Origin of the sequence: Streptomyces sp. TRM68367, assembly GCF_014495685.1 — a bacterium.
Lineage (GTDB): Bacteria > Actinomycetota > Actinomycetes > Streptomycetales > Streptomycetaceae > Streptomyces.
Genome location: NZ_JACTVI010000023.1, coordinates 12,894 through 25,880, shown reverse-complemented (window position 1 = coordinate 25,880; position 12,987 = coordinate 12,894). Strand labels below are relative to the sequence as shown.

Genomic DNA, 12,987 nt, shown 5'->3' with positions numbered 1-12,987 from the left:
CCGCCCGCTCAGAGCTCCGCCGAGTCCCCGGGGGTCAGCCGCAGGTGTTCGGAGCCGCCGAGGGCGCCGATCTGGCGATCGTAGATGGGGCGGGCGAGGTCGGTGAGGAGGGCGTCGTGGATGTCGTAGGCGCGCTGCGGCTTGACCTCGCGGACGTAGTCGATGACCTCGGAGATCTTGTTCCAGGGGGCCATGACCGGCAGCATCAGCGTCTGCACGGGGTGGTCGGGGACGGTGAGGGCGTCGCCGGGGTGGAAGACCGTGCCGCCGTCGACGAGGTAGCCGACGTTGGTGATGCGCGGGATGTCAGGGTGGATGACCGCGTGCAGTTCGCCGTGGACCTGGACGTCGAAGCCCGCGGCGGTGAACGTGTCGCCGTGGCCGACGGTGTGCACGCGGCCCGGGAACGCCGCCGAGATCTTCTCCGCGACCGACCTGAGCGTCCAGATCTGTGCGGCCGGGTTGTTCTCCATCGCGGCGCGCAGGCGCAGTCCGTCGAAGTGGTCGGGGTGCTCGTGGGTGACGAGGATCGCGTCCGCGCCGAGCGCGGCGTCCTCCTCGCTGAATCCCCCGGGGTCGAGGACGAGCGTCTGCCCGTCCTTTTCGAGGCGGATGCAGGCGTGCGACTTCTTCGTGAGCTTCATGGTTCCCATCCTGTCGCGCGCCCGCGGCGGATGCTCACTCCTGGAGGGTGGTCTCCTCGCGGATGACCTGCTGGGCCACCTTGAACGCGCTGTTCGCCGCGGGTACACCGCAGTAGACGGCGGCCTGCAGCAGCACCTCCTTGATCTCGGCGGGCGTGAGGCCGTTGCGCAGGGCGGCGCGGGTATGGAAGGCGAGTTCCTCCAGGTGGCCGCCGGCGACCAGGGCGGTGAGGGTGACGCAGCTGCGGGTGCGCCGGTCGAGGCCGGGCCGGTCCCAGATCTCGCCCCAGGCGTAGCGGGTGATGAACTCCTGGAAGTCTCCGGAGAACTCGTCCGCCTGCGCCAGCGCCCGGTCCACGTGCGCGTCGCCGAGCACCTCGCGGCGGATCTTGATCCCGGCGTCGTAGGTGTCGGGCCGGCCCTGGGACTCGGGCGGTGCGGCGGCCGGGCCTATCTCGGCGACCGGCGCGGGCTGCAGGGCCGCGGCCAGGATCGGCTTCACGGGGGCGGCGGGAATCGCGGTCTGCCCGGTGGTCGAGTCGAAGGCGGGCTGCCAGGCGGTGGTGAAGTGCCGGACCAGGAGGTCGGTGACGGCGGCGGGCTGCTCGACGGGGACCAGGTGGGAGGCGCCGGGTACGACGGCGAGGCGGGCGTCGGGTATCCCGGCGACCAGGGTGCGGGCCTCGGCAGGTCCGGTGACCTGGTCCTCGGAGCCGACGAGCACGAGGGTGGGGACCCCGACGCGGCCGAGTTCGGGCCGGACGTCGAAGGAGGCGAGCGCCTCACAGTTGGCGATGTAGCAGCCGGGGTCGGTGGTGCGGACCATCTGTACGGCCCACTCGGTTATGGCGGGCTGGGCGGCGGCGAATCCGCCGGTGAACCATCTGTCGGGCGAGGTGCGGGCGATGGGGTCGAGGCCGTTCGTGCGCACGATCACGCCTCTCTGGCGGAACTCGTCGGCGCTGCCGAAGCGGGGCGAGGCGGCGATCAGCGCGAGGGAGGCGAGGCGCTCCGGGTGGCGCAGGGCCAGCTCGATGCCGATGGCGCCGCCGAGCGCGCAGCCGGCGTAGCCGAAGCGGGTGACGCCGAGGCCGTCGAGGGTGGCGAGCAGGCGTGTGGTGAGGTCGAACACCGAGCCCGCCGGGTAGGCGGGGGCGCCACCGTGGCCGGGCAGGTCGAAGCGGAAGACCCGCCAGTGCTGGGTCAGCTCGGGGACCTGGCGGTCCCACATGTGCCAGGTGGTGCCCAGTGAGGGACCCAGGATCAGGACGGGAGCCTCTTCTGGCCCGTCAAAGCGGTATTGCAGGGTGTTCGACGGTGTCTCACTCACGCCTCAGACCCTCTCACGTATCACGAAATCTCACACGGCCGGGGGAACGGGGCGGCTCTTGGCCCTCTCGGCGCGACACATCCGGCACTGCCGGAACCCTCGGGGATCCAGGTGCGTTCTCCGGCGTGTACGCCTGGCTGTCGGGACAGAGCGTCCTCCTGGCTCGAGCGCTCTCCCAGTCCCTGCGCCGCAGAGCTTCCTTCTTTGGCTCAGCTTCCAGGTGGTCCGGATTGCAGCAAAGCGTAAAGTGCCGTCCCCAGGGATCGGCATGACGCACCTTGAAGCCCTCCGGAATCTCACCGACCAGCAACCTGAACACCACACGGTGGACAAGTTGTGTCTTTCCCTCGTAGGAGACTTGGCCGTAGCCTGGCAGCCCCTCCCCATTGCAGCTACCGGTCCACAGCCAGCAGCCGGTCTCCGGGTCCACCTCGATCTTGCTAGCCATACGCCTGGGCAAGTCGCCCGGGGTAGACCGCCTGGCTCACGCTTGCCCCTCCGTTGCACTCCCGTGCAAGCCATCCCACATCGTGGCGGCTTCGCGAAGATCCTCGACGTCCGGCTTCACGTACCACTTCTTGGTGGTCTTCACATTCGTGTGTCCGGCCCACCGCGCAAGGATGTGATCCGGCACGCCGCTGTTGGCCAGGTACGTGAGGCACGACGACGAACGAGCGTCGTAGAGACGGACGCGGCGGAGACCAAGGATTGCCATGAGCCGGTACGCGCGTCGACGGAGCTGCTTGATAGTGAAGGCTTCTCCGGTCTCGTGCACCAAGACGTAATTGTGGTTGTGACCTGGGGTTTCTTGGATTCCATGTAGTGATTGGCCTCGTACTCGACGGGCGGAACGTGGCCTATCTCACCGTGGAGGCGCCGGTGGTTGTACCAGTCGATCCACTCTGCGGTGGCCAACTCGACCTGGGAGAGCGACTTCCAGGGCCGCTGCGGTTTGATCAACTCGGTCTTGTACAGGCCGATCGTCGATTCCATCAGGGCGTTGTCGTACGCGTCCCCGACTGATCCAATACTCGCCGCGATGCCGGCCGCGTCGAGGTGCTCGGTGAGGCGGAACGACGTGTATATGCCTGGGAGGTAACGGCGGTCTTTTTGGCCGTTACCTCCCTGTTCGGCCGGATCGGCAGTTGCCGGGTGGTGCTGTTGCCGGACGAACTGGCGGTACACAACTTCCTGTTCTCGCACCGGGCACGGCGAGGTGTGGTGCGTGGGGCGAGCGCCGGCGGAACGGGCGGTCTGGTGATCGAGGTGTCGGAGGGCAGGGAGCTCCATGCTTTCGCCTTCGGTGGGTCGGTTCGTGGACGTTTGGCTCAAGACGAGTCCCCGCGCGGCTGCTGAGATCGTGGCCTGGGCACAGGCGGGGCGGGCAGCTGCCGGCCCGGAGGGCGGTCAGGTGCGCCGCTCGGTGCGCCTTTGTTGGTCCGCTGACTTGGCGCTGCTGTGTGCGGTGGGTGCGGCGGTGGTGGCGCTGGTCGTCGGGGGTGGTTGAGGACGCACGTGACGCCGCCCGGACGGTAATGAGCTGACGGCGAACGGCAGCACTGTCAAGGGCACGCGCTACTACAGCCATGGCGGCCAGACCGTGGCGGTGCGGACCAGTTCGGGGATCACCTACTCGTTCCCCGATCATCAGGGGACTTCTCTGTTTGCGGTCTCCTGGGGCGCGGCGCAGACGGTGACCCGGCGCAAGCAGCTGCCGTTCGGTGGCGTGCGGCAGTCTGCCTCGTCCTGGCCGGGCGATCGCGGTTTCCTCGGCGCGACTAGCCTCGCCGTTTCGCGCGCCCAGCAGACTCGGGGGCCGTCGATGAATTAGTGGGGTGTGTCGCGGTCGTTCGTGGTGGATGTCGCGTGCATGGCGTAGCCGGCGAGGTCGCTGGGGTCGATCGGGCGGGCGGGGATGGGTTCCGGGTGGTGGTCCAGGTCTTCCAGGAGGGGACGGACCTGCTTGATCAGGGCTCTTGCCTGGTTCTCGCGGACGCGGAAGAGGTAGGCGATCAACGAGGTGGACAGGCCACGCTGGTCGAGGACGGCGGCCCAGATGATGTTCTCGGTGGTGAGCTTGCGGTGCCGGGGGGGCGCTGCCGGAGCGGCAGGCCATCGAGGAGGTCGCGGACGGCGACTGTGATCGGGTCCAGTCGTGGCGTTCCAGGCCGGTTAGGAGGGGGGTGGGTGGCCAGGGTCGCGCCGAAGGTGTGTGCGTGGCGGGGGTGGGATCTGCGGCCGGGCGGGTGGAGGGGAACGTCGGGGACGCCGGGTTGGGGCGGGATGGTGTGGTTCCACTCGCCGTGGAAGTCCTCGGGGTGGAGCGTGAGGGCGGCTGCGTGCTGTTCGCTGATCTCGATTCCGGTGGGGTAGCTGCCGGTGTCCGGGCGGGCGGTGACGGCCAGTCCGGTGCGGGTAGTGGTCGAAGAGGTCAGGTTCAGCGCGGTCTCGTAGCTGGTCAGCGGGTGGGCGCCGCCAGTTGAGGGAGATGAAGGAGAACAGCCTGTGCTCGACCCTGTTCCACTTCGATGTTCCAGGCGGTAGGTGACACATGCTGATGGCGAGTCCTGTTTCGGTGGCCAGGACGGCGAGGTTGGCCTTCCAGGCTTTGGCGCGGGAGCTGTTGGAGCCGTCGCCGTCCGCGGTGATCAGCAGCTGCTTCGCGTCCGGGGAGGCGGCCCGTCCTTCCTCGGTCCACCAGCGGCGCAGGCAGGCCACCGCGAAAGCGGCGGTGTCGTGGTCAGTGCCCAGGCCGACGTAGCCGGTGTTGCGTCCCACGTCGTGGATGCCGTACGGGATCGCAGTGCCGGAGGCGTGGGTGGGGAAGTCGTGGTCGAGGACCTTGACCGGCTGCCCGGAGGGAAACAGGTCGAGCGCACCACTCGGGACATAAAACCGCAGGTCAGACTTCACGACGGAGCCGAACGCACGGTATGCGGCCACCGCACTCCTGCTCGGACAGACAAGGGCGACAGTCCGCAGGCGTCACGACGGCCGACTCCACTGTGCGCCGGAATCCTTGATCGATCACCCTGCCTGGACTCGCTTCCTGCCGGACAACGGGGAGCGGGAAGGGCGGTGGCTATGCAGAACGAGCAGGGCCAGGGCGCCGGTCGCTGCGGACCAGGTGAGGGAGAGCAGGCCGTGGGACCAGGGAATGTGCGCGGTGAGGGCTGAGCTCAGCGCCAGCTGGGTCACGCCGTACAGAGGAAGGGCGGAAACGCCTGCCACATCCATGAGTGTGTTGAAGACGGGGTTCTGCAGTCCGGTGTCGACCAGGCTGAGCATGATGATGAGGAAGAAGCCCTCCAGCTCGCCGCGGACCAGAGAGCCGAGCAGAAGGCCGATGCCGCCGTAGGCGAGGCCGGCGCCCGCAAGGGCCAGCGCCAGGGGGACCACGTGGCGTACGGGCAGGGAGATCCACAGCAGGCTCGTGGTGTAGAGGGCCAGCAGGGCGGCGGTGAGGGCGACGGCGGCAAGCTTCGCCAGCAGCATCGACAGTCGGGGGTAGCCGGCCAGCAGCAGACGGCGGTCCATCTGCCGCGACTGGAAGGTCTCGGTGAAGGTGATGAAGCCAGCGACCATGGTGATGGCGCCCAGAGCGCTGGCCACCTGGCCCACCTGGCTGGCCGGGGCGGAGACGGGGGCGCTGATGGCGTCCAGCCAGATGCGCACCATTTCGTCGGAGGTGCACAGGCGTGCCACGGCGATCCAGATGGGGATGAACGCGACCGCCAGAACCAGGGCCAGTCGGTTACGCAGGTGGCCCAGCAGAGTGCAGCGCAGCAGTTCGGTTAATGCCATCCAGTAGAGCCTCAACGGTTGGTCTCCTCCAAGTGCAGACGGCCCTGGCGCAGGTGAGCGATCGCGTCGAAGTGGTGCAGGTCGTGCAGCAGGTGCGAAACCACGATGATCGACCGTCCCTGATCACGCAGGTCGGCGGCCAGGGTCCAGAACCGTTGATGGGTGTCCCAGTCGAAGCCCTGGTAGGGCTCGTCCAGGACCAGCAACTGCGGATCGTGCATGAGAGCGATCAGCAGGTTCAGCTTCTGTCGCGTTCCGCCACTGAGCTCGCCGACCCGCTGTCGCCGGCAACCGGTCAGCGCCAGCAGCTCCATCAGCTCGCCGGCGCGCTCCAGCGTCGGCAGCCGGTAGGCCATCTGGAACAACCGCAGATGCTGTCCGACGGTGAACGCAGCGTTCAGTACCGCCTGTTGTGGGCAGTACCCCACCGCCCCGGTCCGTGTCACCGTTCCGCGGTCGGGTGCGAGGTGTCCCACGGCGATCTGCAGCAGAGTGCTCTTGCCCGTAGCCACCCGCTGTGCCGGCGAACAGTCGGCATCGCCGCTCCAGAGGCTCGTGCCTTCCCGTCGCGCGTGACGTGAGCCGCGGTCTGCCGTTGTAGAAGCCGATGCCCCCGACACCACAGCCAGCCTTCAGCGCTCCCACGATCGTGATCGGAGCCGGCCCCCACGGCCTGGCGGTCGCCGCGCTACTGCGCCGCTCCCGAGTACCGGCCGTGATCCTGGAACGGTCGGACCGAGTCGGAGCGAGCTGGGCGCAGCGCTATGACCATCTGCGCCTGCACACCACCCCCGGCACCTCGAAACTCCCCGGCCTTTCGGTGCCGCGCCAGGCAGGCCCGTGGGTGAGCCGGGACGACTACGTGCGATACCTGGAGCGTTACGTCACCCATCAGCAACTCGACGTCCGGGTGGCCACCCCGGTGCAGCGCATCGAGCGGGCCGCGCCAGGCTCGGGAGCCCAGTGGCTGGTCCACACCCGCGACGGTCCGGTGCCCACTGGTGCGGTCGTGGTGGCCACCGGCCGCTGTCACACCCCGAACCTCCCCGACTGGCCCGGGCGTTCGACCTTCACCGGCACCCTGCTGCACTCGGCCCACTACCGCACTCCGGCCCGCTACCGCGGGCGGGACGTCCTGGTGGTCGGCGCCGGTAACAGCGGTACCGAGATCGCCGGTGCCCTGGCCGGGGCCGGAGCCGAACGGGTACGGATCGCAGTCCGCACCCCACCCAACATCCTGCCCCGCTCCAGCGCCCGACGGCATGCTGTCGGCAGGCTGACGGAGGCTCTCCCGCTCGCGTGGCGCGACCGCACCTCCCTGCTCACGCAATGTCTCTCGGTGCCGGACCTGACCTCGCGGGGACTGCCGCGGCCCCGCACCGGCCTGTACACGCGCAATGCCCGCGAAGGGGTCAACCCGGTGCTCGACCACGGCTTCGTGGACGCCGTCCGGTCCGGGCGGGTAGAGCCGGTCGCGGCCGTCCAGGCGTTCGACGGCCCCGACGTGTTACTGGCCGACGGCACCCGGCTGCGACCCGACACGGTCATCGCCGCCACCGAGTACCGGCCCAACCTGCATGACCTGGTCGGGTCTTTGGGCGTCCTCGACCAAGCCGGGCAACCCCTGGCCTCAGGGGCACAGACCCATCCCGAAGCCGCACGCCTCTACTTCGCCGGATACACCAATCCCCTCACGGGTGTCCTTCGTCAGGCGGGCATCGAAGCGCGCGCCATCGCCCACGCGTTACGACGCGAGACGGCGCGGGTCCCCCTTCCCTCCCCCCGCGTCGGCGACCGCACCGCCGACACCCTGCACGGAGGGCATGCTCCGAGCTGACGCGGCCTCGGAAGCTCGGCCCTTCATCGGCTTACCCGCAGGCGGGTGGATGCTGCGGCGATCTCCTCGTAACACACTCCGGAACCGATGGCTCATAGTGTTCGAACGGACACAGAGAGTGCTTGCAGCGTAGGTGAGCGTGCGCAGATCATGAGTCGTCCCTCAATCTCGTGGAAGGACGCCCGGCTCATGGCTCACCGCAAGGTGTATCTCGCCGTCGGCAGGACCAACACCCGGATCTACCGCTTCGACCCCATCGACGGGGATACCCGCCTCGTCGACAACGTCCCGCCCTACGAGCCCGGCTACACCGCCATGGGTGCGCAGTACCGCGGCGACGACAAGGAGCCCTTGTTGCTGGCAGTGAGCCACAACAAGCTCATCACCATCGACGTGGCGGCCGGCACCCTGAAGGACCAGGTCGTTGACGGGCTGCCGAGCGGACCCTGGTTCGACGGTGACATGGATCCCGACGGGAAGATCCTCTTCGTCGTCAGCAACCCCGACGTACACAGCTATGCCATCGATGTGGCGGCCAGGAAGGCCCTGCCTCGGAACGCACCGGGAGGCGGCCGGTGGGACGACTTTGCCTACCACCCCAAGGACGGGCGGCTGATCTCGGTGGAGGGCGACAACGGCGACCTGCTGCTCGTCGACCCGCGCCGGCAGCCCATGAAGACCGTTCTCAAGAAGGCGGTCTTCCCGCCCGCGGAAGCCAGCGCCGCGGCAGGCTCGCGCAAGTCGTACTCGGCCACCTTCTTCGACCAGGACGGCAACTTCTACGCGGTCGACTCCGCGGGCCACGTCAACCACCTCGACTTGGCCAAGGCCACGATCCCCGACCACTCCCAGCGCATCGGACAGGGAATTGTGCCTGTCGGCGCCCTTGAAATCATGAACGGCGCCGGACTCATCACCCCCCTGCCGGTCCCGCCCAGCTACGACGAGATCGCCGTGTCCAAGAAGTTCAACCGGACATGGGAGAACAGCGAGCCCCGGGGCAGGGTGTACAGCTTCGAACTCACACTCACCGCCGTCAGCAAAGACAGCGGCAAGGCCGAGGACGTCAGGAGGTTCCGGATCTCCTTCGACCTGCCTACGGTGAAGGGCGCGAAAGCGGAAGCATCCGGCGTGGACGTCATCGCCCAGGACGGCAAGGCGTACCTGGAATCCGAGAACGACCAGTTCCTTGCCGCGGGCACGTCCCGGCCGATCACCGTTCAGATCACCGTCCCGGGCGACCCGGCTCACCTCCCCCAGGAGTACTCCCTCAACGGCCTCAAGGCCACGCGCCTGCCCAGCCGCTGATCACTTCCGCACTGGGCAACCGCTCAGTCACGGACCGATGCCAGGGCGTCACTCCCCCGGACCTGCAACGATCACCCCGCCATAGCGCCATGGCGGCCGACCGCCGTCACCCGCGGCAGCGCCGCAACGGCTGCGCACCTTCGGACGGTCGTTGGAGACGTTCACCGGCTGTGGACCGCCCACCGCTCGGGAGTTCCGGGCCGGCACTGCCTCGTTCGCAGGTGAGACAGACTCCCCGAACGCGCGGGCCGGTTGATCGAACTCCGTCGCAACGTGCAGCCATGCCGATGCGCCGGCCCCGGAAAGTCGCTCATTCACCCCAGTTGACGTGGCGCGTCCAGCGCCGCGTCCCCCAGAAACACGAAGGAGTCATCTCATGAGCCTGACAGCCGCCCATACCAACGCAGACCGCCCCGAGTACGGCCGGGCAAAGCATCCCTTCCACATCACCAAGGAAGAGGAACGGCAGTTGCGCCTCAAGGGCGCCGAGGCCGTACCGTCGCTGGTGATCGGACAGGCCACCTCCTTCGACGAGTACGCCCGCCAGCTGATGATCCCGCCGGCCGTCATGGACCTTGCGCGCAAGGCCGAGGACCTGCGCCTGTCCGCATGGGAGGTCGAAGCGATGCGCAAACACCTCGCCCCCGCTGCCGAACCCGGTGACAAGGTGGGGCTCCTGCGCCAGATCCTGGTGGAGAAGTACAAGAAGGACCACACCCATCCGCCCTACATTCGCGTCGCCTGCTCCGGCCGGGGCGATTACGACGACCTGGCCAGCGAACACGGCCACCTCCACCCCGACGACCACCCGAAGGGTGACATCGGCTCGCCCGTGGTCCTGGAGATCTGGCCGGCGCAGCACTACTCGCCCATCCACTCCCACGGCCACACCACCGGCATCGTCTTCTGCCTCGCCGGCCAGCTCGACGTCATGGTCTACGAACACCTCAAGTGGGACGCCCGCAAGCTCGGCCTGCTCACCCTCACCCCCGGCCAGTGCGCCTGGCTCTCCAAGGACAACTACGCCGTGCACCGGGTGTACTGCCCGATGGACGGCGGCGGCGGCGCCACCGGCCCTGGCTACATGAACTCCAGCGCCGAATTCGGCGCCAGCTTCCACGTTTACCTCAACCCGGAGCAGACCGCCGTCCAGGACGACGACGGCGACAGCTACAACCGTGACTCCTTCGACTACATCGACGAGAAGTCCAAGAAGCGCCGCTCCTTCGCCACCGAGTCCGACCTCTCCTGGGGCATTCTCCGCCGGGTCCTGGCCAATACCCCGATGACCTGAGCCCAGGCCGGATACCGCAGCCGGACAGAGTGCTGAGTAGCCGATGCCTCTTCGATCTTGAGCGGTGGCGGTCGAAATGACACCAGCTACTTACACGACGACATCGTCCACGGCAGTCGGCACGGCCACCGCCGCATTCCAGTGACGACCTATCTGGAGAGCGTCAACTGAGCGTCGAGACGGCCGACCAGCGTCCATGCCGAGAAGGAAAGGCTGCCCCTCCAGCCCGGCCCCGGCCAGGCCAGGCCAGGCCAGGCCACACAACACGCTCCCACCCACGCGTGGCCGGGGCATTGCGCGTGCGTTCTCGGGTGGTGGGACGTCACGTTCATGACTGGATGTCTGGCTTGTGGTGTCGCTGGATGAGTGAAGCGGGACGCGCTCTCGGGACCATCAAGGTGTCTGAAACTGGGCACGCGCCGACCCGGCCGCGGCCGGTCCGGGCAAGTTGGCACAACAAGATCTCTGACGGAGCCCCGGACTTCCCTGGCACCGGCCGTCTGGCCGGTGCCGGACGACTGGAGTCGCGGTCAGCTGGCCCGGTAGCGGGAGGCGAGTTCGGGGCTCTGTCCGCCGAAGGCGGCGAGGTCGGCCTTGAAGACCGCGTCGAGGAGCCCGGCGTCCTCGACGCCGGGGGCGCAGACGACCTCGCCGAGTTGGAGGCCGCGCAGCCCGGCGGTGACGACGTCCTCGGCGCTCATGCGCGGCACGGCACTCAGGTCGAGGCCCTGACGCGTGTGGAACTCGGTGGCGACGACGCCGGGGCACAGCACCTGGATCTGGACGCCGGTGTCCTCCAGTTCGGCGCTGAGGGTCTGTGACATGGCCACGAGGTGGGCCAGCGAGCCGGCGTAGACGGCGCGGCGGGGCATGACGGACTTGTCGGCGGGGCCGCTGAAAGCGATCATCCCAGCCACGTTGATGATCTTTCCGTCGCCGCGTTCCTGCATCTCGGCGGCGGCGGCGCGGGTGAGCATGGTGGGGGCGACCACCTTGACGTGGACGAGTTCGCGGGCCTTGTCGGCGGGCAGTTGGGCCATCGGCATGTAGTGGGCGACGCCGGCGTTGTTGACGAGCATCGTCAGCGGCTCACTGGCGCAGATCTCGGCGACGGTGTCGATGCCGACGTCGGTGGACAGGTCGGCGGCGACGGTGCGGACCGTGACGTCGGGGTGGGCGGCGGCGAACTCCTCGAGGCGGTCCTTGTTGCGGCCGACGACGATCAGGTCGTAGCCGTCCGCGGCGAGGCGCTCGGCGAATGCCTTGCCGATGCCGGAGGTGGCGCCGGTGACGAGGGCGAGCTGGCTCATGAGTGCAGTTCCTTTCGGGGTCGGCCAACGTGGCCGGGGTGGTGGGGCTCTGGTGGAGCCAGGTGTGTTGGGCGCGGTACCGCGCGGCGACGGCGTCGGGCTGGTCGTCACCGAGGTGGTGATCGCCGACGGTGTAGCCCTTGCGGTTCAGGTATCAGGCCAGGAACCGGTAGGACGGCCGGTAGCCGGCCAGTTCGGCCGGGTCGACGGCGAGCCGGGTGCCCGGCAGGACCGGGACGAGGGTGTCCTGCTCGTAGATCGAGGTAATCCGCGCGCTGCGCCACAGTCCGTCGGTGCCGCGCTGAGCGCGGTGCTGAGAGCGGCAGGGGGAGGGCAGGTCCGCCTGCACCCCGTCGGTGTTGATGCGCCACTCGATGACCAGCGGCAGCTCGACCAGGGCCCGGTCACCGTCGATGCGGACGGTGGGCGGGCTGAGCCGGTGCACCGCGTGGTCGCCGCGCCCGGCCATGGCGCGGGTCTGGCGGACGAAGTCGGCGCCGCTGCCGGTGAACCAGCTCATCTGGACGATCGAGTCGTCGGCGAAGCAAGTGGCCATCTCCTCGTACCAGCCGCGTTCCCGGCTCTGGCGTTCGCGCAGCACCAGCTGTGTCACGCCTTCAGCGGACATGGGGCTCCTCGGGAGAGAGGAACGAGTCGTCGTTCATGCGTTGAGGCGCTGCAGCAACTGGGCGAGCCCGCGGGCACCGGCCAGGCCACGGCCGGTGACGGCGGTGGGTTCGATTCCGGCCTCGCGCATGGCCTGGTCGAACAGCTCCATGTCCAGTGCTTCCACGGCGGAGAGATGGTCCACGTTGTGGGGCCGCACCATGGTGTTCAGGACGTCCGGCGTCCAGCTTCAACTCGGCGGCCAGTTCGACGATCTCCCCGATCGCGGCCTGGTTCATCATCAGCAGCGCGTTGTTGAACAGCTTCGCCGTCTACCCCGCGCCGGCCTCGCCCAGATGCACCACGTGGCGGGAGAAGGACCGGAACACGAGCGTGCAGCGCTCGGCCGCCGACAGCGGACCGCCGACCATGGTGGTCAGCCGGCGCTCCTCGGCGGCCGGCCGGCCGCCGCTGACCGGTGCGTCCATCACCTCGACATCGCGCTTCGCGCACAGCTGGGCCAGTCGGACGGCGTTGCCGGGCAGCCCCGTGCCGTGGTTGACGACGACTGTGCCGGGACGCAGATCCTGCAGGATCTGGTCGACTAGCTGTAGGACGTCGGCGTCGGTGCGCACGCACAGGCAGACGATGTCGCAGGCGGCAGCCAGCTCCCCGGCCGTGTCGTGTCGCTGGTGGGGGATCTTGCCCAGGCCGTCCAGGGATGCGAGGCGCCAGGCCCAGGCGCGCAGGGGGAATCCTGCTTCGGCGATCGCGGTGGCCATGGGCAGGCCCTGGTCACCCAGTCCAATGAACCCCACGACGGGTCGTGCAGGAGTTCGCGTTGGTGTCATGCC

General features: G+C 68.7%; 15 protein-coding genes and 2 pseudogenes. 3 read left to right on the top strand and 14 right to left on the bottom strand.

The window, feature by feature from the left end; all coding sequences use genetic code 11:
* Nucleotides 1-8 precede the first annotated feature (8 nt).
* The 10 genes and pseudogenes from H8R17_RS17390 to H8R17_RS17355 all read right to left on the bottom strand — a co-directional run bounded on the left by H8R17_RS17390 (nucleotide 9) and on the right by H8R17_RS17355 (nucleotide 6,290).
* Nucleotides 9-644 (bottom strand): MBL fold metallo-hydrolase, encoded by a 636-nt coding sequence (locus H8R17_RS17390; RefSeq protein ID WP_187824113.1) that lies wholly within the window; start codon nucleotides 642-644, stop codon nucleotides 9-11.
* 34 nt (nucleotides 645-678) lie between these two features.
* Entirely contained in the window at nucleotides 679-1,974 is a 1,296-nt protein-coding gene (pcaC, locus tag H8R17_RS17385) for a 4-carboxymuconolactone decarboxylase (RefSeq protein ID WP_187824112.1), read from the bottom strand.
* A gap of 13 nt (nucleotides 1,975-1,987) precedes the next feature.
* Nucleotides 1,988-2,422, bottom strand: a complete 435-nt coding sequence (locus tag H8R17_RS49255) for an HNH endonuclease signature motif containing protein (protein WP_187824111.1) — start codon at nucleotides 2,420-2,422, stop codon at nucleotides 1,988-1,990.
* Nucleotides 2,423-2,458: 36 nt separating this feature from the next.
* Nucleotides 2,459-2,788, bottom strand: coding sequence for a tyrosine-type recombinase/integrase (locus tag H8R17_RS17375; protein WP_187824166.1), 330 nt, complete (start codon nucleotides 2,786-2,788; stop codon nucleotides 2,459-2,461).
* Nucleotides 2,782-3,057, bottom strand: a pseudogene (locus H8R17_RS46840) (integrase core domain-containing protein); the annotation flags it as partial. The gene H8R17_RS17375 and the pseudogene H8R17_RS46840, both read right to left, overlap by 7 nt.
* Nucleotides 3,058-3,801: 744 nt before the next feature.
* Nucleotides 3,802-3,990, bottom strand: coding sequence for a hypothetical protein (locus tag H8R17_RS17370; RefSeq protein WP_187824110.1), 189 nt, complete (start codon nucleotides 3,988-3,990; stop codon nucleotides 3,802-3,804).
* Nucleotides 3,987-4,436 carry an ISAzo13-like element transposase-related protein gene (locus H8R17_RS49250; protein WP_399476863.1) on the bottom strand — a complete coding sequence of 150 codons (450 nt, stop codon included), beginning with the start codon at nucleotides 4,434-4,436 and terminating at the stop codon, nucleotides 3,987-3,989. Before H8R17_RS49250 ends, H8R17_RS17370 begins: the two co-directional genes overlap by 4 nt.
* Before the next feature lie 13 nt (nucleotides 4,437-4,449).
* A pseudogene (locus tag H8R17_RS49245) lies at nucleotides 4,450-4,887 on the bottom strand (ISAzo13 family transposase); the annotation flags it as partial.
* 114 nt (nucleotides 4,888-5,001) lie between these two features.
* Complete coding sequence (locus H8R17_RS17360; protein WP_262505314.1) at nucleotides 5,002-5,778, bottom strand: hypothetical protein; 777 nt, start codon at nucleotides 5,776-5,778, stop codon at nucleotides 5,002-5,004.
* A gap of 11 nt (nucleotides 5,779-5,789) precedes the next feature.
* Nucleotides 5,790-6,290, bottom strand: coding sequence for an ATP-binding cassette domain-containing protein (locus H8R17_RS17355; RefSeq protein ID WP_316959431.1), 501 nt, complete (start codon nucleotides 6,288-6,290; stop codon nucleotides 5,790-5,792).
* 95 nt (nucleotides 6,291-6,385) lie between these two features.
* On the opposite strand from H8R17_RS17355, the gene H8R17_RS17350 reads away from it, so the two are divergent.
* The 3 genes from H8R17_RS17350 (at nucleotide 6,386) to H8R17_RS17340 (ending at nucleotide 10,217) form a co-directional block, all read left to right on the top strand.
* The gene (locus H8R17_RS17350) at nucleotides 6,386-7,615 is read left to right on the top strand and encodes an NAD(P)/FAD-dependent oxidoreductase (RefSeq protein ID WP_187824107.1); all 1,230 of its coding nucleotides are present in this window, start codon (nucleotides 6,386-6,388) and stop codon (nucleotides 7,613-7,615) included.
* 189 nt (nucleotides 7,616-7,804) lie between these two features.
* Nucleotides 7,805-8,923 (top strand): hypothetical protein, encoded by a 1,119-nt coding sequence (locus tag H8R17_RS17345; RefSeq protein WP_187824106.1) that lies wholly within the window; start codon nucleotides 7,805-7,807, stop codon nucleotides 8,921-8,923.
* Nucleotides 8,924-9,299: 376 nt separating this feature from the next.
* Entirely contained in the window at nucleotides 9,300-10,217 is a 918-nt protein-coding gene (locus H8R17_RS17340; protein ID WP_187824105.1) for a hypothetical protein, read from the top strand.
* A gap of 530 nt (nucleotides 10,218-10,747) precedes the next feature.
* Here H8R17_RS17340 and H8R17_RS17335 read toward each other — a convergent pair.
* From H8R17_RS17335 to H8R17_RS17320, 4 genes are all read right to left on the bottom strand, one after another.
* Complete coding sequence (locus H8R17_RS17335; protein ID WP_187824104.1) at nucleotides 10,748-11,527, bottom strand: SDR family oxidoreductase; 780 nt, start codon at nucleotides 11,525-11,527, stop codon at nucleotides 10,748-10,750.
* 154 nt (nucleotides 11,528-11,681) lie between these two features.
* On the bottom strand, nucleotides 11,682-12,155 hold the full coding sequence (locus H8R17_RS17330; RefSeq protein WP_262505313.1) for a nuclear transport factor 2 family protein: 474 nt from the start codon (nucleotides 12,153-12,155) through the stop codon (nucleotides 11,682-11,684).
* Nucleotides 12,156-12,188: 33 nt separating this feature from the next.
* Complete coding sequence (locus tag H8R17_RS17325) at nucleotides 12,189-12,356, bottom strand: hypothetical protein (protein ID WP_187824103.1); 168 nt, start codon at nucleotides 12,354-12,356, stop codon at nucleotides 12,189-12,191.
* 109 nt (nucleotides 12,357-12,465) lie between these two features.
* Nucleotides 12,466-12,915, bottom strand: coding sequence for an NAD(P)-dependent oxidoreductase (locus H8R17_RS17320; protein WP_187824102.1), 450 nt, complete (start codon nucleotides 12,913-12,915; stop codon nucleotides 12,466-12,468).
* Nucleotides 12,916-12,987: the final 72 nt, after the last annotated feature.

What these genes read in the sequence shown, in the direction of transcription:
- H8R17_RS17390 (WP_187824113.1), bottom strand. Translation starts at nt 644, where the DNA reads ATGAAGCTCACGAAGAAGTCGCACGCCTGCATCCGCCTCGAAAAGGAC.
- H8R17_RS49255 (WP_187824111.1), bottom strand. Translation starts at nt 2,422, where the DNA reads ATGGCTAGCAAGATCGAGGTGGACCCGGAGACCGGCTGCTGGCTGTGG.
- H8R17_RS17360 (WP_262505314.1), bottom strand. Translation starts at nt 5,778, where the DNA reads ATGGCATTAACCGAACTGCTGCGCTGCACTCTGCTGGGCCACCTGCGT.
- H8R17_RS17350 (WP_187824107.1), top strand. Translation starts at nt 6,386, where the DNA reads ATGCCCCCGACACCACAGCCAGCCTTCAGCGCTCCCACGATCGTGATC.
- H8R17_RS17345 (WP_187824106.1), top strand. Translation starts at nt 7,805, where the DNA reads ATGGCTCACCGCAAGGTGTATCTCGCCGTCGGCAGGACCAACACCCGG.
- H8R17_RS17340 (WP_187824105.1), top strand. Translation starts at nt 9,300, where the DNA reads ATGAGCCTGACAGCCGCCCATACCAACGCAGACCGCCCCGAGTACGGC.
- H8R17_RS17335 (WP_187824104.1), bottom strand. Translation starts at nt 11,527, where the DNA reads ATGAGCCAGCTCGCCCTCGTCACCGGCGCCACCTCCGGCATCGGCAAG.
- H8R17_RS17330 (WP_262505313.1), bottom strand. Translation starts at nt 12,155, where the DNA reads ATGTCCGCTGAAGGCGTGACACAGCTGGTGCTGCGCGAACGCCAGAGC.
- H8R17_RS17325 (WP_187824103.1), bottom strand. Translation starts at nt 12,356, where the DNA reads ATGGTGCGGCCCCACAACGTGGACCATCTCTCCGCCGTGGAAGCACTG.
- H8R17_RS17320 (WP_187824102.1), bottom strand. Translation starts at nt 12,915, where the DNA reads ATGGCCACCGCGATCGCCGAAGCAGGATTCCCCCTGCGCGCCTGGGCC.